This is a genomic window from Caballeronia sp. DA-9, from assembly GCF_051615025.1.
Taxonomy (GTDB): Bacteria; Pseudomonadota; Gammaproteobacteria; order Burkholderiales; family Burkholderiaceae; genus Caballeronia; species Caballeronia sordidicola.
On record NZ_CP195133.1, the window covers coordinates 1,841,425 to 1,863,182 of the forward strand.

The 21,758-nt window shown below is 61.0% G+C and carries 18 protein-coding genes; 7 read left to right on the top strand and 11 right to left on the bottom strand.

What is annotated here, in order from left to right:
• Window positions 1-60 precede the first annotated feature (60 nt).
• On the bottom strand, window positions 61-1,230 hold the full coding sequence (locus tag ACRWA7_RS24700; RefSeq protein ID WP_063493218.1) for a YbfB/YjiJ family MFS transporter: 1,170 nt from the start codon (window positions 1,228-1,230) through the stop codon (window positions 61-63).
• On the bottom strand, window positions 1,227-2,135 hold the full coding sequence (locus tag ACRWA7_RS24705) for a LysR family transcriptional regulator (RefSeq protein ID WP_438396662.1): 909 nt from the start codon (window positions 2,133-2,135) through the stop codon (window positions 1,227-1,229). The genes ACRWA7_RS24700 and ACRWA7_RS24705 overlap by 4 nt, the downstream gene beginning before the upstream one ends.
• 118 nt (window positions 2,136-2,253) lie before the next feature.
• On the opposite strand from ACRWA7_RS24705, the gene ACRWA7_RS24710 reads away from it, so the two are divergent.
• On the top strand, window positions 2,254-3,489 hold the full coding sequence (locus ACRWA7_RS24710) for an MFS transporter (RefSeq protein ID WP_438396664.1): 1,236 nt from the start codon (window positions 2,254-2,256) through the stop codon (window positions 3,487-3,489).
• Window positions 3,490-3,551: 62 nt separating this feature from the next.
• On the opposite strand, the gene ACRWA7_RS24715 is transcribed toward ACRWA7_RS24710, so the two are convergent.
• A complete protein-coding gene (locus tag ACRWA7_RS24715) occupies window positions 3,552-4,370 on the bottom strand; it encodes an isocitrate lyase/PEP mutase family protein (RefSeq protein ID WP_438396665.1) in 819 nt (272 codons plus the stop codon).
• Between the two features lie 115 nt (window positions 4,371-4,485).
• Window positions 4,486-5,382 (bottom strand): LysR substrate-binding domain-containing protein, encoded by an 897-nt coding sequence (locus tag ACRWA7_RS24720; protein WP_438396667.1) that lies wholly within the window; start codon window positions 5,380-5,382, stop codon window positions 4,486-4,488.
• A 119-nt stretch (window positions 5,383-5,501) separates the two neighbouring features.
• Between ACRWA7_RS24720 and ACRWA7_RS24725 the strand changes: the two genes are divergently transcribed.
• Complete coding sequence (locus tag ACRWA7_RS24725; protein ID WP_438396668.1) at window positions 5,502-6,764, top strand: MFS transporter; 1,263 nt, start codon at window positions 5,502-5,504, stop codon at window positions 6,762-6,764.
• 22 nt (window positions 6,765-6,786) lie between these two features.
• On the opposite strand, the gene ACRWA7_RS24730 is transcribed toward ACRWA7_RS24725, so the two are convergent.
• The 5 genes from ACRWA7_RS24730 to ACRWA7_RS24750 form a co-directional block, all read right to left on the bottom strand.
• On the bottom strand, window positions 6,787-9,039 hold the full coding sequence (locus ACRWA7_RS24730) for a xanthine dehydrogenase family protein molybdopterin-binding subunit (protein WP_438396670.1): 2,253 nt from the start codon (window positions 9,037-9,039) through the stop codon (window positions 6,787-6,789).
• Between the two features lie 19 nt (window positions 9,040-9,058).
• On the bottom strand, window positions 9,059-10,063 hold the full coding sequence (locus ACRWA7_RS24735; RefSeq protein ID WP_438396672.1) for an FAD binding domain-containing protein: 1,005 nt from the start codon (window positions 10,061-10,063) through the stop codon (window positions 9,059-9,061).
• Between the two features lie 12 nt (window positions 10,064-10,075).
• Window positions 10,076-10,648, bottom strand: a complete 573-nt coding sequence (locus ACRWA7_RS24740) for a (2Fe-2S)-binding protein (protein ID WP_438396674.1) — start codon at window positions 10,646-10,648, stop codon at window positions 10,076-10,078.
• Window positions 10,649-10,916: 268 nt separating this feature from the next.
• Entirely contained in the window at window positions 10,917-12,470 is a 1,554-nt protein-coding gene (locus ACRWA7_RS24745; protein ID WP_438396676.1) for a UxaA family hydrolase, read from the bottom strand.
• A gap of 44 nt (window positions 12,471-12,514) precedes the next feature.
• Window positions 12,515-13,852 (bottom strand): MFS transporter, encoded by a 1,338-nt coding sequence (locus ACRWA7_RS24750; protein ID WP_060856176.1) that lies wholly within the window; start codon window positions 13,850-13,852, stop codon window positions 12,515-12,517.
• A gap of 146 nt (window positions 13,853-13,998) precedes the next feature.
• Here ACRWA7_RS24750 and ACRWA7_RS24755 point away from each other — a divergent pair, with 146 nt between their 5' ends.
• The 5 genes from ACRWA7_RS24755 (at window position 13,999) to ACRWA7_RS24775 (ending at window position 19,230) form a co-directional block, all read left to right on the top strand.
• Entirely contained in the window at window positions 13,999-14,952 is a 954-nt protein-coding gene (locus ACRWA7_RS24755; RefSeq protein WP_438392854.1) for a LysR family transcriptional regulator, read from the top strand.
• 68 nt (window positions 14,953-15,020) lie between these two features.
• Entirely contained in the window at window positions 15,021-15,926 is a 906-nt protein-coding gene (locus tag ACRWA7_RS24760) for a LysR family transcriptional regulator (protein WP_060856178.1), read from the top strand.
• A gap of 248 nt (window positions 15,927-16,174) precedes the next feature.
• On the top strand, window positions 16,175-17,503 hold the full coding sequence (locus ACRWA7_RS24765) for an MFS transporter (protein WP_438392857.1): 1,329 nt from the start codon (window positions 16,175-16,177) through the stop codon (window positions 17,501-17,503).
• A gap of 21 nt (window positions 17,504-17,524) precedes the next feature.
• Window positions 17,525-18,547: an amidohydrolase family protein gene (locus ACRWA7_RS24770; protein ID WP_438392859.1), complete on the top strand. Its 1,023-nt coding sequence runs from the start codon at window positions 17,525-17,527 to the stop codon at window positions 18,545-18,547.
• A 14-nt stretch (window positions 18,548-18,561) separates the two neighbouring features.
• Entirely contained in the window at window positions 18,562-19,230 is a 669-nt protein-coding gene (locus ACRWA7_RS24775; protein ID WP_438392860.1) for an RraA family protein, read from the top strand.
• Here the strand turns inward: ACRWA7_RS24775 and ACRWA7_RS24780 are convergent.
• Together ACRWA7_RS24780 and ACRWA7_RS24785 are read right to left on the bottom strand one after the other, a co-directional pair.
• A complete protein-coding gene (locus ACRWA7_RS24780) occupies window positions 19,227-20,348 on the bottom strand; it encodes an aminotransferase class I/II-fold pyridoxal phosphate-dependent enzyme (RefSeq protein ID WP_438392862.1) in 1,122 nt (373 codons plus the stop codon). The two genes, ACRWA7_RS24775 and ACRWA7_RS24780, sit on opposite strands and share 4 nt — an antisense overlap.
• A 5-nt stretch (window positions 20,349-20,353) precedes the next feature.
• A complete protein-coding gene (locus tag ACRWA7_RS24785) occupies window positions 20,354-21,757 on the bottom strand; it encodes an FAD-binding oxidoreductase (RefSeq protein WP_438392864.1) in 1,404 nt (467 codons plus the stop codon).
• Window position 21,758: the final 1 nt, after the last annotated feature.

Sequence of the window (21,758 nt, forward strand, 5' to 3'; positions counted from 1 at the left end):
GCCTTGGGGCAGCTAAATGCCCAAGGTCTTGCGCGAAACTCCGCATCATCTGCCCTGATCTCAGCCACGCGAAATATTCGGACGCACGCATAACAACGCCGCCACGGCGAGCGCTGCCGCCGCCGTCTCAAGCGACGTTGCGAACGAATGATGCGATGTATACATTGCATTGGCGACAAGCGGTCCGACTATCTGCCCAACGCCGAAGCACGCGGTCATCATTGCAAGAATGCTGATGCGCATGGTGTGCGCGACGCGACGCGCGGCCAGCATCGCAATGGTCGCGGTGCCCATGAACGTCCCGCCTACGATCAATGCACTGCCAAGATACCCGATGGGGTTCGCAGCCAGCACCGGCAAGACGACGCCCACCGCCTGCAGCGCTAGATTCAGAAACAGTGCCCGCCTCGTGCCAAGCCGCATGTGGACCGCGTGCCATACAAAGCACGACGGTATGGCGCCCAGACCAAACAGTGCCCAGACCTGGATTGGATCGATTGAACCAATCGCGTCCCTGACGAAGAGCGGCAGATAGGTTGCTGTGATGATGTAGCCGAAGCCGGCAAGTCCATAGAGCGCTATCAGCGGTTTCGCGCCAAGCGCGGGAAAGGACTCGTGGCCGTGTAACGCAGCACGCGTTTGCGTGTCGTGGACCGGACGTGCATCGAGACCGGGTAGCGCAACTGCCCCGAGGACCACCGCACCGGCAGCCAATACCCACCAAAGTCCAGCGCTATGCAGGCCGGAAGCACGGCCGGCGACCAGCATTTCGGACGACAGCACAATGCCGATGCCCACGCCTGCATAGAGCATGGGCGCGCCGCGTGTGTGACCGCGATGCTGCAAGAGCCAGAGAGAAGCCGCCACCATGGTGACCGCGCTGACAGCGCCAGTCATCCCGCGCATGGCGATGATCAACCAGGGCGCATTCAACAACGCCGTCACACCGAGACAAACCGCGATGCCCACAAGCGCAAGCATGCACAACCTGCGCGAGTGCCGCGGATGAACGGCCGCAGTCAGCAATGCCCCAGCCAGATAACCGGCATAGTTGGCGGAAGCGGCGAGCGTTCCCTGATGCACGGTAAGCACTGCATCGCTGACCATGACCGGGTAGATGCCTGTAAAAGCAAACCGTCCGAATCCCATTCCAACCGCCATGACGAGCGCGGCAACCAGCGCGGCCATACCCTGGCCTGCAGTCGATGAAACCTGCCGGATCGTGCTCATGACAATGCCCCTTTGGTGGTCCGAAGCTTCGGCATGAATGGCGTAAGCGCCTCGCGCAGTGCGTTGTATGCAGCGGTCTGATATCCACTTCGATAGACCAGCCACGTATCCACTTTCGCGACGACGTGTGTGCGGAACTTCGGTGGTTCGCGCAGCAGCTCGAGCACGCTGCGCGGTACGAGCGACACGCATCCCCCCGCCGCTACGCATGCGAGCATGCTGTGATACGAACCGACCTCCTGGATGTCGAGTGGCGATGCGCCCTGCCCGAGCCACTCTTCGGCGAGCACGCGATAACTGCAGCCCTGCGCGAATGCGGCAAGCGAACGCACGGCAACGTCCTCGCCCCGGCGAACCGCGCCATGTCCGGGCGGCAGCACGAGCAGTATCTCTTCGCGAAAGACCGGTTCGCCGTGAAGTCCCGCAGCCTCCAGATCCGATGCCGATGTCATGTCGCCACAAGGCGGCAACGCCGCGAACGCGCAATCGATGAGACCAGTGCTAACTTGTTCAAGCAACTGCCTGGAAGGCGCCGTCGAAATCCGGAGCTGGACCTCCGGATACTGGACGTGAAGCGCTGCAAGCGGGCCGGGCAAACGAGCCGCCGCCGTACTTTCCATGGTGCCGATCCTGAGCGTGCCCGACGGTGCTTGCGGGGCGAGCACCTGCCGCGCTTCGTCGGCAAGCGCGAGCATGCGGTTCGCATAGCCGAGAAAGCGTTCGCCTTCGGCACTTAGCGTCAGCCGATTGCCATCGCGCCGAAACAGCGCAACACCCAGCTCTTCTTCCAACTGCTGGATTCGCGTCGTGACGTTCGATTGCACCCGGCCAAGCCGCTTGGCCGCGCGGGTCACGCTGAGTTCGGCGGCAACGACACAAAAAATGTCGAGAGTCGTATGGTCCACTTAAAATCTCTTATAGAGAACGATGTAAACATGTTATTCCCAAATAGAGATAATATGCAAGCCACGTACTTCGTTTCACGGTCACTGATCAACGCTCCTACGGACAATCGAGGTTTCCATGAATCAGCAAGCAGCCGGCGTACTCAGCTATGCCGAGCGCAACGCGCCTTATTGGCGGCGCAATCTTTTCGTCTGCGTGTTCGGATCCTTCACGACCCTGCTGAGCCTGAGTATGTTGTTGCCGTTCCTTCCGCTATACGTCGAGCAGCTGGGCGTGCGAACGCCATCGGCAATAGTGCAGTGGTCGGGCGTCGCCTTTGGCGCGACGTTTTTTGGCACTGCGGTTACGGCACCGCTCTGGGGCCGTCTTGCCGACCGGTACGGGCGCAAGCCAATGCTGGTGCGCGCGGCGCTCGGCATGGCTGTCGTGATGTCCTTGATCGGCCTGGCTCATAACCTGACCGAGCTTGTCGTGCTGCGTTTGATGGCCGGATTGATTGGCGGCTACGCATCCGCGTCCATAGTCATGGTCGGCACACAGGTCCCGCGCGAACGTTCAGGATGGGCGCTCGGCGTGCTGTCTACAGGCGCGCTCGCCGGCAATCTCGTAGGGCCGCTGGTCGGCGGCTTTCTGCCTACATGGGTTGGCATCCGCGGAACGTTCTTCGTAGGCGGCGTGATCATTGCGGTCGCTGCCATTCTCACCATCTTCGTGGTCCGGGAGAACTTCGATCGCGCCATCGACACAAGGAAAAGGACCAACCCGGGCGTGGCGTCGTTGCCATCCGTCAATCGCGGGGTGATCGCCGTGTTGCTCGTGACGGCAATGATGGTGTTGCTGGCAAACATGTCGATAGAACCGATCATTACCGTCTTCATCGAAGAACTCGGCGTGGCCGGAGATCACGTTTCACGCATGGCAGGCATTGTGATGGCGGCCTCGGCGTTCGGCAGCATGCTGACCGCCGCACGGCTTGGCGCCCTCGCTGACCGGATTGGAAGCGCCAGGGTAATCATTGGATGTCTGGCCGCAACGGCCGTGGTCCTCGTGCCGCAGGCGTTTGTCACTCAATGGTGGCAGCTTGCCATTCTTCGCGGCCTGATGGGCATGTCGCTTGCCGGATTGCTTCCATCGATTGCGAAGGAAGTGCGGCATGCAGTTGCCGATCACAACTCGGGCAAGACCCTCGGATTCCTGCAGTCCGCTCAATTCAGCGGACAGGTCATTGGTCCGTTGATTGGCGGCCAGATTGGCGCACATGTCAGCTTGCGCGCTGTGTTTTTTGTGACTGCGGCCCTGCTGCTCGTTTGCGCGGGTTTGAACGGGTGGACGAGGCGCGAAACCGTGAGATAGAAATGGCAAGGCGAGTTCGCTTCAGCGTGAAGCGAACGTGCTGTTTTCATGCGAGCGCGTGCTCAGCCGCCAAATTGTGCGTTCAGCGTCTTGCCGGGCGCCGCGCCCTCAAACCCATCGAAACGCCCTTCTGCCAGCAACTCGGCTGCACGCATGAAACCTCCCCATGCCGCGCGCGCCAGCGCGCCTCCCACGCTCACGCGCCGCACGCCGAGGGCCGCGATCTCGTCCACGGTCAACTCGCTCGCAGACCCAACCAGCAGATTGACCGGCTTTGGCGCAACCGCCGCGACTACGGCCGCAATCTGTTCATGCGTGCTGATTCCCGGCGCATACAAGCAATCCGCGCCCGCGTCCGAATACGCTTTTAATCTCGCGATAGCATCCGCCAGATCCGGCCGCCCGGCGATGAAATTCTCCGCGCGGCCCACGAGCAAGGTGTCCCCGCCTGCTGCGTCGATCGCCCTTCGCGCAGCCCGCAATCGCTCGACCGCAACGTCGATGCTGTATAGCGGCTGGTCGGCATTGCCCGTCGAATCTTCGATCGACAATCCGGCCACGCCTGTCTCGATTGCCAGGCGTACGCTTTCGGCGACGCCGTTGGCATCGGTGGCATAGCCGCTTTCGAAGTCCGCGTTGACCGGCAAGTCGGTCGATGCAACCATGTCCCGCAGATGCGTCAGGATCAGGTCGCGCGCGACGGTGTTGTCCGCGTGTCCCTGCGACCATGCGAAGCCGGAACTCGTGGTCGCCAGCGCCTTGAATCCGAGGCTTTGCAGATACCGCGCGCTGCCAACGTCCCAGGGATTGGGGATCACGAAACAGCCTTCTTCATGAAGGGTACGAAATACGGCGCGTTTTTCGGCGATAGATCGATTCATTTGAAGTCTCACAGTTGGCGCATGAAAGTCGGGCGGTTGCCCTGAGAGGAATACTAAGCGCTTCCTTCTCCACTGTGCGATTTTCGCGGTCATGCGCTCCACGCGGGGCGAATCATCAAGCAGTTCTCGCTTCGCGCGTTCGTAATGGACGCTCGACCGGCGTATCGAGGACAAGCCTGCCGAACTCCTTAGCTGCCAGCGTCTTTTCACCCTTGCCCCACAGCAGCCTGAATTCGGCCTCGGGCAATGCGGGCAGGCCGTACTGCCCGTCGATGACGGCGATCCCCGGTTCCAGATCGTCACGCGTGAACACGGTAACGCCCAGTCCCGCCATCACGGCCGCACGAATGCCCGACTGACTCGACGACGTGAACGCCACATGCCAGTCCACAGCCAGGGCATCGAGCGTTTCGACAGCCACGCGCCGGTTCACGCAAGGCGCGGGAAAAAACGCCATCGGCAGCGACGCGCCCTCGCGCAGTTCAACCGATTCAGCCGCGACCCAGACAAAACGCGTGCGGCGCAACACGATGCCTTCGTCACCGGTCTTGCGCTTATGGTCGCGCACGCACAAGACCACGGCGAGATCGAGTTCCTGCGCGTCGACCATGGCTTCCGAATCGATACTCATGCCAACACTGACATCGAGCCTCACGTTCGGAAACGCCCGCGAGAATTGTGTCAGCAACACGGGCAGGCGTTCGCCCATGAAAATATCGGGCGCGCCGAAACGCACCACGCCTGATGCCGGCGACGAATGAAAGCGCTGCGTAACCGCCTGCATTGCGTCGAGTATCTGGGTGGCATACCGCAGGAAATCCGCACCGTCTTCCGTCAGCGTGAGCGCGCGCGTCGTTCGATAAAGCAGCGGCCTGCCAACTTCTTCTTCGAGCCGGCGGATCTGGTGGCTAATCGCAGATTGCGTGAGATTCAAGCGCCGCGCGGCCTTGGTGAAGCCGCCCGCTTCGGTGACAGCAATAAATGCACGCAGCAGGGCAGGATCGAGATTCACAATAAATCCGATGATGAAGTGATTTAATGAATGATAGTAAATTAAATCATTTCCGTCATGGCGGTGATTTACCGAGAATGGGACTGACACTTTCGTACATCTTTTTCCGGTAGATCCTCATGGATGATTCGCCTCACGTCTTGCGGCCCGTCGTGCTCACACTGCTGCTGAGCGCCGTGATTGCCGCGACCTATGGCTTCGGCGTCTATCTGTTTCCGGTCGTATTGCCGGAAATGAAACACGAGATCGGCTTCGGCTACGCGCAGGCCGGCTATATCACCGCAGCCAGGCAGATTGCGAATGTCGCGATGGCCTTGCTGTCCGGGCTCGCCGCATCGCGTTTTGGCGCGGCCAGAGTCATGCTCGCGGCCACCGCACTCTCGGCCGTGGGACTTGCGTGTCTGGCATTCGCTCAAGACGCGTGGCTCGTGGGCGTGGTGATCGTTGCACTCAACGCATGTGCGGCGGCGACCTGGGTTCCCATGATGGCGCTCGTTGCTCCATTGATCGATGAACGGCATCAGGCAAAAGCCATCGGCGTGATTGGCAGCGGCACCAACTATGGCGTACTGCTCAACGGCCTTTTGGTGCCGGCGTTGATGGCGTCATGGGGATGGCGTTCAGTCTGGCTCGCAACCGCATCGCTTACGGCGGCGCTCAGCGTTGTGATCGTGCTGCTGTTTGCGCGGCTTGGTACGTCAAGGCAAGCGGCGAGCGTCCGGCCACGGACAACACGTCCGCGCATGGAAGTACGCTCGATGCTGTCGCGGCGCTGGCTGCTCGTCTATGCCATTGCGCTGCTGTCGGGCTTCGCGGGCGTTCCCTTCGTCACCTACTTCTCGGCTTACGCGCATGACGACCTGCATCTCGGACTCAATGTCACCGCGCACGCCTGGGCTCTGGTAGGGCTCGCCGGTGCGGTGAGCGGCCTGGCGCTCGGCATGATTGGCGACGCACGATCCGCTGCCGGACAACGGCAACGCGACGGCATGCGCACGGCGCTGATAAGCGCAGGCATCCTGTTGCTGTGCGCATCGGCGATAACAGCATCGCGGCCCGGCGTTCTTGCGCTGATGATCGCGGCGGTCGCGTTCGGTTTCTCGTTCTTTCCGCTTTTCGGACTGCTTCATGCTTATGTTGGCAAGACGAGCGCGCCGGCATTCGCGGCTATTGTTTGCGGCGTCTGCGAAGCGTCGTTTGGTGTGGGCGGCGCAGCGGGCAACCTGATCGGTGGCCTGTGCAAGAGCGTATCCGGATCGTTTCAACCGGTTTATGTCTGCGCCGCCATTGCTTCCTTTCTTGTTGTGGGACTGACGTGGTTTGTGCCGGGCGTGCGGCGAGCGCCACAGGCCAACCCATGCGCGCTCGCCAACTTGCGTTGAAAGTCGAAAGTTCAAATACCGCCTAATTTTGCGCGCCGAGCAGATCCTCGATCATCACCGGCAGCCTTCTTACCCGTACACCCGTCGCGTGATAAATAGCACCCGTGATCGCCGCCGCGATGCCCGCTAACCCGATCTCCGCGATACCCCTTGCCCCGAGCTCGTTGAAGATCGTATCGGGATGATCCAGGAACGTGACATCGAGCCTGGGTGTATCCGCATGAGACGCCATGATGTAGTCGGCCAGATTGCTGTTGATGGGCGCGCCCGTGCGTTTGTCGTAACTCGTGTGTTCGAACAGCGCCATGCCCACGCCCATCACAATCGCGCCTTCTATCTGGTTGCGCCCTGCCTTCAGATTGAGGATGCGCCCGGCGTCGATTACCGTTGTGACGCGGCTCACCCGCAGTTGTGCGATTTCCGGCTGCCACGTGACTTCGGCGAAATGAGCGCCATACGAATGGATCGAGTATTTCTTCTTCAGCGGATCGTCGAAGCCGCCCTTCGCGCTCGCGCTTCCCGAGGCGGCATGCATCTTTGCGGCGCCGAGAATCTCGGCAAAAGGCACGCCGCGTTCAGGCGCTTCGTTCTTCGAATGCACGCGGCCATTGCTGAACGCGAGCGTATCCGCCTTCGCGCCTTCGAATGGCGAGCCGGAGACCGAAGCCGCGCGTTCGAGCACAGCCTTGATCGCCGCGCCCGCGGCATCGGAGACGGCTGGAATCAACGATGCCGTCGCCGCCGAGCCACCCGAGATCGGGCCACGCGGCAAAGCGGTGTCGCCCAGTCCGACTTCGATCCTGTTCAGCGGCAAGCCGGTTTGCGCGGCCACGAGTTGCGCAAGAACGGTGTACGTTCCCGTGCCGATATCCTGCGTCCCGCACACCACCCGCGCGGTCCCATCGGCACGCAGATCCACGGTAGCGTCAGCCGAAAATCGTATGCCGGGCCAACTGCACGCGCCTACGCCCCAGCCGAGTGTGAGGCCATCGCGTTTCATTGAACCAATGCCCGGCGTGCGTTGCGCCCAGCTAAATTTATCGGCGCCGGTTCGCAGACATTCCGCCAGATGCCGCGATGAAAACGGCAGGCCGCTGCTTTCATCCACGCTCGGTTCGTTTTTCAGGCGCAGTTCCACGGGGTCCATATTCAGCTCGACCGCCAGTTCGTCCATGGCCGATTCGAGCGCGAACAACCCCGGCACCGCGCCGGGTCCGCGCATGGCGGTCGGCGACCCCACATTGCGTGCAACCGTGCCCGCTGTCACACGCAGGTTCGGCGTGCTGTAAAGACCCGGCGTGGCCTCGCCACAATCTTCTGCGTAGGTATCGAGGATCGACGTGTGGTTGAGATAATCCTGCCGGATGGATGTCAGCGTACCATCCTCTTTCGCCGATAAACGCATGCGCTGCTGCGTGAGTGGCCGGTGTCCGACGTTCTGGAACATCATCTTGCGATTGAGCACCAGCTTGACCGGATGCCCCGTATGACGCGTCGCGGCAGCGGCAAGCAACGAGTGCGGCCACATCCACAGCTTGCCGCCGAAGCCCGATCCAAGATAACGCGAGATCACCCGGACCTTTTCCTTAGGTAAGCCAAGCATCTGCACGAGCGTGCCCTGATGATTGGAAATGGCCTGCGTGGTTTCGTAGAACGTGTAGGAATCGCCGTCCCAGTAGGCGACCGTGGCGTGCAGTTCGATCGGATTGTGCGTCTCGACCGGCGTGACGTAGGTTTCATCTATCTTCACGGGCGATGCATCGAATGCGCTGGCCGCATCGCCACGTTCGCTTTCCACATCCGATTCTTTGGCGCTCGCAAGCGTGGTGCTCACATCGTGCTCCGATGTTTCATAACCGACCTTGATCGCCGCCGCCGCGGCGCTTGCGGCCTCGAAGGTATCGGCAATAACCAGCGCGACGTACTGTCCGTAGTAGCGAATCACATCGTCTTCGAACGGCGGGCGCGCTTCATCGACAAAACCTGTGTCCATCGAATTGCCGGCGATCCGATAAAACCGCCCGATATTCCCCCGATGCAGCACCGCATGCACACCCGGCATGGCTTCGGCAGCGGCGAATTCGAGCGACACAAGCTTGCCGCTCGCGATGGTGCTGCCCACTGGAACCGCGTGCAGCATGTCCGGCAAATCGACATCGGACGTATAGGTTGCTTCACCGCTGACTTTCAGCGGGCCATCGATGCGCGAATGCCCGCGGCCAATGACGTCATGAGCGTCATGAACTGCCTGCGATGATTCAGATATGGTAGACATGGAGCGTTCCTTTATGCGGTCAGGTTGAACGCGTGACGAGCGTCAGCGCATGCACAAGGCAGCGTTGCGCGAGTTCAACCTTGAAGCCATTTTCAGATTGCGGCTGAGCCTGGGCCAGTGCGTCGCTTGCCGCGCGCCTGAAGCTCGCGGCATCTGGCGTGGCCGATGCAAGCGCGGCCTCTGCTTCGCGCGATCGCCAAGGCTTTGTGCCGACTCCGCCGAGCGCCACGCGCGCATGGCTGATATGGCCATCGGTGACACTGACCACCACCGCCGCCGAGACCAGCGCAAACTCATACGACGCACGATCGCGCAGTTTCAGATACAGCGAGCGGCTGCCTGTTGCTGGCGGCGGCAACGTGACATGCGTGATGAGATCGCCGGGTTCGAGCATGGTTTCGCGCTCCGGTGTATGACCCGGCAGCAGGAAGAAATCGTCGATGGCCACGCTGCGTTCGCCGCGCGTCCCCTGAATATGAACCACTGCGTCGAGCGCCATCAGCGCCACGTTCATGTCGGACGGATTGCTTGCAATGCATGAATCGCTTACGCCTAGAATGGCTTGCGTGCGGTTGAAGCCGCTGATTGCCGCGCACCCGGATCCGGGATTGCGCTTGTTGCAGGCCATTGCGGTATCGCGGAAATAGACGCATCGGGTGCGCTGCAGCAGATTGCCACCGGTCGTCGCCATGTTGCGCAATTGCGCCGATGCACCGGCAAGCAGCGCTTGCGACAGCACCGGGTAAGCATCGTGAATCAGCGGATGGTTCGCGAGATCGGCATTGCGCACTGTCGCGCCAATCTTCACACCGCCGTCGACCGTTGCTTGAACCTCGCCAAGCGGCAAGCGGCTGATGTCGATCACCCTGCCCGGCCGTTCCACGTTCAACTTCATCAGGTCGAGCAGCGTGGTGCCGCCCGCAAGAAAACGCACTTCGGCGCCTTGCTGCGCCGTGTGCGATGCAGCACCGTGCTTGATCGCGTCCTGCACGTCGCGCGCGCGGGATAGTTCGAAGAGATCCATGGTGGCGGCTCCTCAGGCTTTGCCGCGCACGGTCTGGATCGCCGCGACAATGTTCTGATAAGCGCCGCAGCGGCACAGGTTGCCGCTCATGGCTTCGCGCACGTCGGCGTCGCTCGCGCCGACAGGTTCGCCGAGTAGCGCGACCGCCGACATGATCTGCCCGGACGTACAGTAGCCGCACTGATAGCCATCGCACTCAACGAACGAGGCTTGCATGGGATGCAGCGCGTCGGAACTGCCGATGCCTTCTATGGTGGTGATATCGTCGCCCGCGTGGTTCGCCGCGAGACACAGGCAAGAATTGACGCGGCGTCCGTTGACGTGCACCGTGCACGCGCCACACTGCCCGTGGTCGCATCCCTTCTTGGTGCCGGTAAGGTGCAAATGCTCTCGCAATGCGTCGAGCAAGGTGGTACGAGGATCGAGCGAAATCGCGTAATTTCTGCCGTTGACTGAAAGCTCGACGGCAATAGTGACGGATTCGGTTGTGCGCGCAGTCACGTTCTGATTGTTCGATACCGGCGCTTCGGCTTTAGGCCCGACCGTTTCATCCAATAGGCGCGTGGGGGAAGACTGGACATTCATGGCGGAAATCTCCTGGCTGTGGGGGCATGGAGAAGTCGGTTGCATCGAACGCGCTCACGCGACTGGCAGTCAGCTTAGCGATGCGTTGCCGGTAACTGGCGGGTGCGTGTGGAAGCCCCAAAATTTGCGTCGATGACCAACGACGTGGCTAGTATAAGCAGCCATTTCCAACTCTGCTAATTCACGTTCCCAAAGGCAGCGGGAACGTTTTTTGATGCGGTATCGAATAAAATAATGGCGCGTTCTCAATGACGCGCCATTTGGATTTTTAGGTAATCGCACCAATTTGCCACGGGACGAATTCGTTCTGCCCGTAGCCATGCACTTCGCTCTTCGACAACGTGCCCGACGCTGTTTCCAGCATCAGTTCGAAAATCTCCTGACCGAGTTCATCGACGCTCTTTTCGCCGTCGAGAATCGAGCCGCAGTTCAAGTCGATATCTTCTTCCTGACGCTTCCACAAAGCAGTATTCGTGCTGAACTTGAGCGACGGCGATGGCGCGCATCCGTATGCGGAACCGCGTCCCGTCGTGAAGCAGATAAGGTTTGCGCCGCCCGCGACCTGCCCTGTCGCCGACACCGGATCGTAGCCCGGCGTGTCCATGAACACGAGGCCGCGCGCACTGACATGCTCGGCATACCGATATACATCAACAAGGTTCGTTGTCCCGCCCTTCGCCACTGCGCCGAGGGATTTCTCGAGGATCGTCGTGAGTCCGCCCGCCTTGTTGCCCGCCGACGGATTGTTGTTCAGGTCGGCGTTCATTCGCGCGCAATATTCCTCCCACCAACGAATGCGTTCGATCAGCTTGTCGCCCACCTCCCTCGATACTGCCCGCCGCGTCAGCAAGTGTTCCGCGCCATAAATCTCAGGCGTCTCGGAGAGGATGGCCGTGCCGCCGTGCGCGACAAGACGATCGACCGCTGCGCCGAGCGCGGGATTCGCCGTTATCCCCGAATAGCCATCCGAGCCGCCGCATTGCAGGCCGATCACGAGATGGCTTGCATCGACACGTTCGCGCACCACTTCGTTTGCGTCCCCAAGCATTACCTTGATGGCTTCAATACCTGCCGCAACCGTGCGCGCCGTGCCGCCCGTTGCCTGGATTGTCATGGTCCTCAGTCGGGCGCCTGTTTGAAGATGCTGTTCCTGCAGGAGTCCATCGATCTGATTGGTCTCGCAGCCGAGCCCGACCATCAGCACGCCGGCAAAATTCGCATGCCGCGCGTAGCCGCCAAGCGTGCGGCGAAGCATCTGCAGCGCCTCGCCTTCGGAGTCGACCGCGCAGCCCTGACCATGCGTGAGCGCGACCACGCCATCCACGTTCGGAAACGCGGCAAGCGCTTCGGGATGCACGTCACGCCGAAAATAGTCAGCGATAGCGCGCGCGGCTGTGGCCGAGCAGTTCACGGACGTCAGCACTCCGATGTAATTGCGCGTCGCGATTCGTCCATCGGGACGGCGGATGCCCAGGAAGGTCGCGGGCTGCGCTACACGTTGCGTGGGTTTGGCGTCGGCGCCGAACGCATAGTCGCGAGCGAAATCGCCCATCGCGAGGTTATGCACGTGCACGTGCTCGCCCACTTCAATGTCACGCTTCGCGAAGCCGATGATCTGTCCATAGCGGCGCACCGCCTGACCTTGCGCGAGCGCCTTGACCGCAATCTTGTGACCCGCCGGGATCAGGCCGCGAACGGTGACGTCGCCATCGGCGAGTTGCATGCCGGCGACAAGTTGATGGCGCGCGATAAGCACATCGTCGACAGGATTGAGGCGCACCGTCGCCGAATTTGCAGTGGCTGTTTCGATTACCGATTTCATGTTGGTTTCTCCGTCGTTCGCGCGATAGTCTGCGTCACTGCCCCTCAGCGCGAGGCCGTTTTCGATGCAGCCAGTTGCCCTGCTTCCTGACGGCGCCCTCGCATACCGATACTCAGCAGCAGCAGCACGCCGATCACACCCGCCACCGCGAGCGCGCCCATGCCCGCGCGCTGACTCTGAAAGAGGGTCTCGACCGCGGTCTTCAACGTGGGCGCAATGAAACCGCCAAGGTTGCCCAACGCGCCGATCAACGCGATACCGCTCGCTGCCGCCGTCCCGCTCAGATATGCCGTAGGCAGTGTCCAGAACAGCGGCTGCACGACTACGAAGCCGATGGTGGCCACGCAAAACGCGAACAGCACGGGCACGAGATGCGTGCCCATCGTCGAAAATCCTATTCCCGCTGCCGCCATGACCAGCATCAGCACCGCGACTTCACGATGCTTGCCGCGTGCATCGGCATAACCCGTCACGAAACGCAACGCCACTAGCGCGCAGAACCACGGAATCGCAGTGAGAAAGCCCACCTTTGCGCCTATTGCCGTGCCGGTCAGTTCGGAGATGCGAGTAGGCAGATAGAAGATCACACCGTACACGCTGACCTGGATCGCGAAGTAGATAGCGACGAAGCGCAGCACGTTCCAGTTGCCGAGCGCGGCAAGCGCAGTCGTCGGACCATGCGCCACCTTGTGGCGATCCTCCGCCGCGATGGCCGATTCGAGCGCATCTTTTTCGGCGTCTGTCAGCCACTTCGCGTGACGTGGCTTGCTCACGAGATAAAAGAACGCGATCACGCCCACAACGGACGCAGCCAGCCCTTCGATCAGGAACATCCACTGCCAGTTGCGCAAGCCGAGCAAACCGCCCATGACTTCCATCAGATAGCCGGACAATGGACTGCCGAGCACGAGCGCGACCGGCACGCCAAAGTAATAGATGCCGAGCGCCTTGCCGCGTTCTCTCGCCGGAAACCAATACGTTGAATAGAGGATCACGCCCGGAGAAAAGCCGGCTTCCGCCACACCGAGAATAAAGCGCAGCACGTAGAACGCCGTCTCGTTGTGCGCGAACATCATGGCCGCCGACGCAATGCCCCACGTGACCATGATGCGGCTCAACCAGAGCTTCGCGCCAACACGATGCAGCATCATGTTGCTCGGAATCTCGAACACCGCATAGCCGATAAAAAAGATCCCGGCGCCCAGCGCAAACGCGGCATTACCAATGTTCGAATCGACCTGCAGCGCCTGCTTGACGAAGCCGACGTTGGACCGGTCGAGCATGGATAGCGCGAACATCAGCGCGAGAAAAGGTGTCAGGCGCAACCGCGCCTTGCGCACGGCGCTCGCCAGCGGCTGGGACGAGAGTGCCTGGGTCTGCATGTGTGTTGTCTCCATCGTGAGGACGCCGGATCCGCCCCGGTCTATTCATCTGGCATCACTTTAAGCCAACTCGGCAATAAACATCCAATCGCTTATTGGCTACAATCGATTCCATCCGGTTATGAGTCGATACAGGTTAACCCTCCATGTCGAAACCTTCCGCGCTGGTTTTATCGGCCATTCTTGGCCGTCTGCGATACCGGCACCTGCAGTTGCTCGACATTCTCGGACGCACGCGCAACATGCGCGTCACCGCCGAGCAGATGCATATGACGCAGCCTGCAGCGACCAAAATTCTCGGCGACATGGAAAGCCTGCTCGACGCGCCGCTGTTCGAGCGGCTGCCGCGCGAGATGAGGCCGACCGAACTGGGACATCTTGCCTTGCGGTATGCAAACACCGCGCTCGGCGATCTCGGGCGCTTTGTCGGCGAGTTCACGACCCTCAAGAATGGCGGCTATGGACACATCACGGTCGGCGCGATTTCAGCCTCGGCGGCGCAACTGGTGACGGCCGGTATTGGCGAGATCCGCCGAATGCGGCCTCAACTGGTCGTAAAATTATTCGAACTCAGCAGCGATCAACTCGCAATCTGGCTGGACGAAAAGAAGCTGGACGTCATGGTCGGCCGGCTGACCGAGCCGCGTCATCATGCGTTGTTCGACTTCGAGGTACTCGCCGCCGAACCGGTCTGCGTGGTGGCGGGAAGCCATCATCCGCTACTGAAGAAGCGCAAGCTGGAACTGGCCGATCTTGCCGAATGGCCCTGGATTCTTTATCCGCAGGCCACTGCGATCAGGCAGTTGTTCGAGGAGACGTTCTCGGCCGCGGCCATTCCTGTTCCGGTCGGGATGGTGGAACTGACGTCGATTTTTTCCGCGCTGGAACTCCTGCAGGCCACCGACATGATTTCATTGCAGCCACAAGCCGCTGTCGAAAAATATGTGAATCACGGCTTGCTGGGACAGCTTCCAGTTCCGATCCGCCGCATCATGACCAGTTACGGAATCGTGACGCGCAAGCATGAGACGCCCGCGCAGCCGGTGCAGGAATTTATCGGCATATTGCGGTTGCTGGCAGCCGGAAAGGAGAATCCTTGAGCGTTGCCTCGTAACCCTTTGTGCCAGGGCCAACTCATGACCGAACAAACGCTTAAAGTCGAAACACCATGAATCTGCGCCATCTGCACGCGTTTGTCGTACTTGCGGAAGAACTGAACTTCAGCCGAGCGGCGGATCGACTGCATGTCGCACAGCCGGCGCTCAGCCAGCAGATTCGCGCGCTGGAGGACCGGCTCGGCACGCAGCTCGTGGATCGGGGCAGCCGTCCGCTGCGGCTCACCGAAGCAGGGAGCTATCTGTGCATCGAGGCGCGGCAGATCCTTGCATCGTTCGATCAGGCCGCGCTCGGCACGCGTGAAATAGGACTCGGCTTGCGCGGATGGCTCGGCATAGGCTTCACCCGTTCGTCGATGTATAGCGTGCTGCCGCCCGCGCTCAAGGCGTTCCACCTCGCCTATCCCAACGTGGAACTGAAGCTCTTCGAGATGCTCACCGAAGAGCAAACCGATGCGCTTCACGAGACGCGGATTCACATCGGCATCGGGCGGCAGGTTCAGGACATCGCAGGCTGCACGACGCTGCCGCTGTTGCATGAGCGCGTAACCGTTGTGCTGTCGCCCGACCATCCGCTTGCGCGCGCAAAGTCCGTGCGTATAGCGCAACTCGCCGATACCCCGCTGGTCCTCTACCCGAAGCATTCGAACGGACAGTATTCGCGATTCGTGGAGTCGCTTTATCGGAATGCGGGCGTCACGCCGCATATCGCGCATCAGGCCTATGAAATCCAGACTGCCATTGCGCTGGTTGCGGCCGGACTGGGTGTGACGTTCGTGGGTGAGTCGGTCGCGCGGCACGGCCGCTCCGACGTCGTCTATGTGCGCCTGAACGCGCCGCTGGCTTCCCAGATCACGACGCTGTCGGCGAGCTTTCGCAGCGACGACACGTCATCCCATCTTCAGGCCTTCCTCAAGTGCCTGGCGCCCGTGCCCCGGAAACCGCGCGCCGCACTATAAGAAAATCATTATAAAAAGATAAAAACACGGTCTTGGACGCGCGGTGCGCAGGTTCGTAACATGGCTATACCGGTCATGCACTGGATGCAGCACAGCGCCCGCAGCAGTTCTGGTTTTCGCATGGCAAACCAATTGGCGTTCACGGCGGACAACGCGGCATCGCCCGCGGGAATACGCTCGCCTCTGCCATAAGCGAGCCATACATATGACGCCCGGTCCACGGGCGCCCGAAAAGACAGGAGACGTCGATGATCGACCCAATTGAAAGCGCGACTATGCGCAAGGTTTACGGCCGTCTCATGCCGTTGCTCTTCGCCATGATGTTCTTCAATTACCTGGACCGGATCAACATCGGCTTCGCCGCGCTCGACATGAACAAGCAGCTCGGCTTCAGCCCCGCTGTCTTCGGCTTTGCGGGGAGCATCTTTTTCTTCGGCTACATGCTGCTCGAAGTCCCGAGCAATCTCCTGTTGCACCGGCTCGGCGCGCGGCGCTGGATCGCGCGGATTCTCCTGACATGGGGCGCTGTGGCAGCCGCTACCGCGTTTGTCTTCAGCGAGTCGAGTTTCTACGTGCTGCGCTTCCTGCTGGGCGTGATGGAAGCGGGCTTTCTGCCCGGCGTTGCCGTGTATCTCACGAAGTGGTTTCCGTTGCGCTACCGGGCGCGCGCGGTCGGCGGCTACATCATCGCGGGATCTTTTTCGGCGGTGCTGGGTGGCCCTATTTCAACCGCGCTGATGACCTACGCGAACGGGCCGCTCGGCCTGCAGGGATGGCAATGGATGTTCATCCTGGAAGGCGTTCCCGCCATGCTGCTCGGCCTCCTGACCTTGCGCCTGATGACCGAGCGCCCGTCGGAAGCGGCGTGGCTCGCGCCAGAACAACAACACTGGCTCGAGTCCACGCTCGCGAAAGAGCGCGAAGCGCTTGGCGCAGATAAACATTTTCCGATGCTGCGCGTAGCCAGCGACATCCGCGTATGGAGCCTTGCCTGTCTCTTCGGCTGCGCGCTCGTGGGTATCTATGGCCTCTTCCTGTGGCTGCCGCAGATCGTGAAGAGCCTTGGTCATTTGAGCAACCTCGAAGTCGGATTTCTTTCCGCCATGCCGCCGCTTCTTGGTGTTGTCGGCACGATGGTCATCAGCCGCAGTTCCGACCGGACCGGCGACCGGAAAAAGCATCTTGCCTTCGTTTATGGAATGAGCGCGCTCGCCATTGCAGGCAGCGCATATGCGCCGAATCCGGTGATCGCCTACGCGCTGCTTTGCGTGACGGGTCTCTTTATCTATGCCGGAAATCCGCTGTTCTGGAGCCTCGCCTCGTCGTTCAGGACGGGCGCGGCGGGTGCAGCGACCATTGCGCTGATCAACACCATCGCGCAGTTCGGCGGGCTGGTCGGTCCGTGGAGCATCGGGCTCGTGCGCAATGCGACCGGCAGCTTCAAGTTAGCCCTGCTGACCATTGCGGCCTTCCTGATCGTGGCGACCATCATTGCGCTGGTGATGCGGGTGAAGCCATCGGAAGACGAACACGACTCGCTGCCTGCGGGCGATTCCCCTGCGGGACACCTTCATTAAGCCTCGATCTGGAAACCAGCAATGATTATCGACTGTCACGGCCACTACACGACATCCCCGCCCGAGCATGAAGCCTGGCGGGCGGCGCAGATTGCCGCGCTGAAGGACGGACTCCCACCGCCGCCGCGCCCGGTCATTTCCGACGAACAGATACGCGAGAGCATCGAGACGGGACAGTTGCGCATTCAGCGCGAGCGCGGCACCGACCTGACGATCTTCTCGCCGCGCGCAGCCGGCATGGGCCATCACCTGGCAGGTGCCGAGGCCAACGCGCGCTGGTCGCAAGAGAGCAACGACCTGGTGCACCGCGTCTGCTCGCTGTTCCCGCGCAACTTCGTGGGTGTTTGCCAATTGCCGCAAGCGCCTGGCGTAGCGCCTTCGAATTGCATTGCGGAGTTGCGCCGATGCGTCGAGGAACTCGGATTCGTTGGATGCAACCTGAATCCCGATCCTTCTGGCGGGCATTGGAGCGGCTTGCCGCTGACCGACCGCTCCTGGTATCCGCTATACGAAGCCATGGTCGAACTCGACGTGCCCGCGATGATCCACGTGTCGTCGTCATGCAATCCGAATTTCCATGCGACCGGCGCGCACTACATCAATGGCGATACGTCCGCATTCATGCAGTTGCTGACAGCCGATCTGTTCGCTGACTTTCCTGCGTTGCGTTTCATCATCCCGCATGGCGGTGGCGCAGTGCCGTATCACTGGGGCCGTTATCGCGGACTCGCTCAGGACATGAAAAGACCTTTGCTGAAGGACTATCTGCTCAAGAACGTGTTCTTCGATACCTGCGTGTATCACCAGGCCGGCACCGACCTGCTGGCGAAGGTCATACCTGTCGAGAACATCCTGTTCGCATCGGAGACGATTGGCGCGGTTCAGGGCATCGATCCCGAGACAGGCCATTACTACGACGATACGCGCCGTTATATCGACGCCATTGAATGGCTGACCGACGACGACCGCCAGCGCATTTACGAGGGCAACGCACGCACCGTGTATGCGCGTCTTTCGAGCCAGCTCACCCGCCAGTTTTCCTGAAGGAGATGACAGTCATGAATCAACCTGGATGGCGTCGCAATGCATCCGCTAGCCAAGCGAGTCCTGAAATACTCGAAGTCCTGCGCGGCCTTGCCGTATCGCTATTGAGCGACAACATGGCGCGCGTGAGCGGCACGACAGGACTCATGCCTTATCACAAAGCCAGGCCGATGGCCGGGACGGCAGTGACCGTGCGCACGCGTCCGGGCGACAATCTCGCGATTCATCGGGCCTTCGATTTCTGCCGCCCCGGAGACGTGCTCGTGATCGACGGCGGCGGCGACGTAACCCAAGCGCTCATGGGCGAAATCATGGCAACCTACGCCGAAAGCCTCGGGGTGCAGGGGCTGGTGATCGATGGCGCAATCCGTGACGTCGGCGCATTAAGCGCGCATGACTTTCCCGTTTACGCACGCGGCGCCACGCATCGCGGGCCGTATAAGAACGGGCCCGGAGAAGTCAATGTGCCGGTGAGTGTGGGCGGCATGGTCGTGCATCCGGGAGACATCGTGGTCGGCGACGAAGACGGCGTCCTCGCGATTGCTCCCGGAGACGTGAGCACGGTGATCGAAGGCGCGAAGCGTCAGGCGGACAAGGAAGCCGCGGCGCTTCGATCCATCGCCGAGGGACGTTTCGACCGCGCGTGGATTGAAGCGCAAGAGAAGAAGATGATGGGCGTCTAACCCGCTGTGCGGCGCCGCTTGAACGAGTCGATAAACAACGCGTTGTCGACGGCGCTTCCGACCGATACCCGCATGCACGTCTCATAGCCCGCTTCACGCCACGGCTTCACGATCACGCCATCGGCGAGCATGCGCGCGGCGAGCGCCGCAGCGTCCTCGCCGCAATCGAAGAAGAGGAAATTGGCGAGCGAACGCGCGGGATCGATGCCGAGCGCTTCGAGCGCAGCCCGCATCTGCGCTCGCCCAGCGCGCGCATCTTCCACGCTCGCCGCAACATGTCCCTCATCTTGAAACGCGATCGCCGCCGCTTCCTGCGCGATCTGGTTGATGTTGAACGGCGTGCGCACGCGATCCATCAGGCCCGCCAGTTCCGGCGCCGACGCGATCCCGTACCCCACGCGCAGCCCGGCAAGTCCGTAGGCCTTCGAAAAAGTACGCAGCAGCAGCCATGGCAGTCGTGTTTCACGCAGTATCGCGAGGCTGTCGGGATAATCTTCTTCGTTCTCAGCGTACTCGAAATAGGCCTCGTCCCATAGCACGAGTGTATTCGGCGATACCGCGTCCAGCAGCCGTCGCATTTCCTTCGCGTCCATTGCACAACCAACGGGATTGCTCGGATTACTAATGATCAACATTCGCGTTTGCGGCGAGAGTGCGGCAATCAACGCGTCGACATCGAATTCAAAATCGGAGCGCATGGGCACAGTGATGACATTCGCACCGACACTTTGCGGATAAATGATGTGCAGGCCGAACGATGGCACCACGGTGACCACGTCTTCGCCCGCGGCTATAAACGTATGCGCCGCAATGGCAAGCAAATCTTCCGAGCCGTTGCCAAACAAGATCTGTTCAGGTTCGACGCCCAGCTTGTCGGCAATCATTGTGCGCAACACGCTGCATGAAGGATCCGGATACAGCGCGAGCGAAGCAGCGGTCGTCCACTGGGTGAGATGTGCCAAAACCGCCGTACTTGCCCCGCGCGGGTTTTCATTGCTGCCGAGTTTCGCGACGTGCGGCACGTCATAACGCGTCCGCACGGCGTCGCTTGAAAGACCCGCGTTGTAAGCAGGCAAGCCACGCACTTCAGCACGCAGTCCGTCCATAAAACCTTTCACGCTCATTAGATTCCTTCCTGATTATCCGCCGCGGGCAGCACCTTGCCGGGATTGAGAATGCCACGCGGGTCGAGTGCGTGCTTGATCGCGCGCATACACGCGAGTTCCGCGGGACTGCGCGAGTAGCCGAGAAATGACCGCTTGAGCAAGCCAATCCCGTGTTCCGCGGATATGGAACCCTTGCAGTCGCGCACCATGCCATACAATGCATGATCGACCTCCTCCACGGTGACACCGGGAATCGATCGGGCGTCGAGCGTGACGTGCAGATTCGAGTCGCCGATATGCCCGAAGTACACGCCATGATGCGTGGGCCAGCGCGCGCTGAAATCCTTGCGGCAGGCATCGACGAAATGCCCGATCTCGCCTATGGGCAAACTCACGTCGAAGTTGATCGGTTCCAGTTTCACTGGCAACTCCGCCGTTGCTTCACGGATCGCCCAAAGCGCTTGCGTCTCGGCTTGCGACTGCGCAATCACCGCATTGAGCACCACTCCGGCTTCAAGCTGCGCGTTGAGCGCCGCCGCAAAGCGCTCGCCGTGGTCATCGGAAAAACCCGCCTGCTCAATAAGCGCGTACAACGGATACGCATTGCCCAGCGGCGATTGTCCCGAACGCGTCAGCGATACACCGAAGTCGTAAAACTCCGGCCACATGATTTCGAATGCGCCTATTTCATCGCCGAACGTGGATTGCAGCGCGCGCAACAGCGCAACCGCGCCGTCGTAGTCATTCAATGCGCATAGCGCCGTGCTTCGAGCCGCCCGACGCGGTTTCAGGCGCAACACCGCGCGCGTGATGATGCCGAGCGTCCCCTCTGATCCAATGAACAGATTGCGCAGGTCGTAGCCCGTATTGTTCTTGACCATCTTGTTCATGGAACTGAGCACGCTGCCATCGGCGAGCACGGCTTCAAGACCCAGCACCTGCTCGCGTGCCGTGCCCGACTGCAGCACACGAATGCCGCCCGCGTTCGTGGCGAGATTGCCGCCGATCTGGCAGGATCCTCGCGCGCCGAGATCCAGTGCGAATTCGAAACCTGCGGCTTGCGCGGCGTCCTGAACAGTCTGCAACGTGGTGCCGGCAAGCACCGTCATGGTCGCGGCTGCCCGGTCGAGTTCTTCGATACCTACGAGCCGTTCCATCGAAATGCAGACGTCTTTGCCCGAGGGAATGGAGCCGCCGGCCAGGCCCGTCATGCCGCCTTGCGGCACGACACTTTGATGCGCCTCATTGCAAAGCCGCAAGACGTCCGAGACCTCGCTCACGGTACGCGGCAACACAACCGCCAGCGGTGCAACTGCCGAACGCCCGCTCCAGTCGCCAAGATAGCGCGGCTCGATTGCATCGCCGGAACGCACCGACTCCGGACCGAGTACATCGATCAGCTTTTGTACGATCGGCTTCATT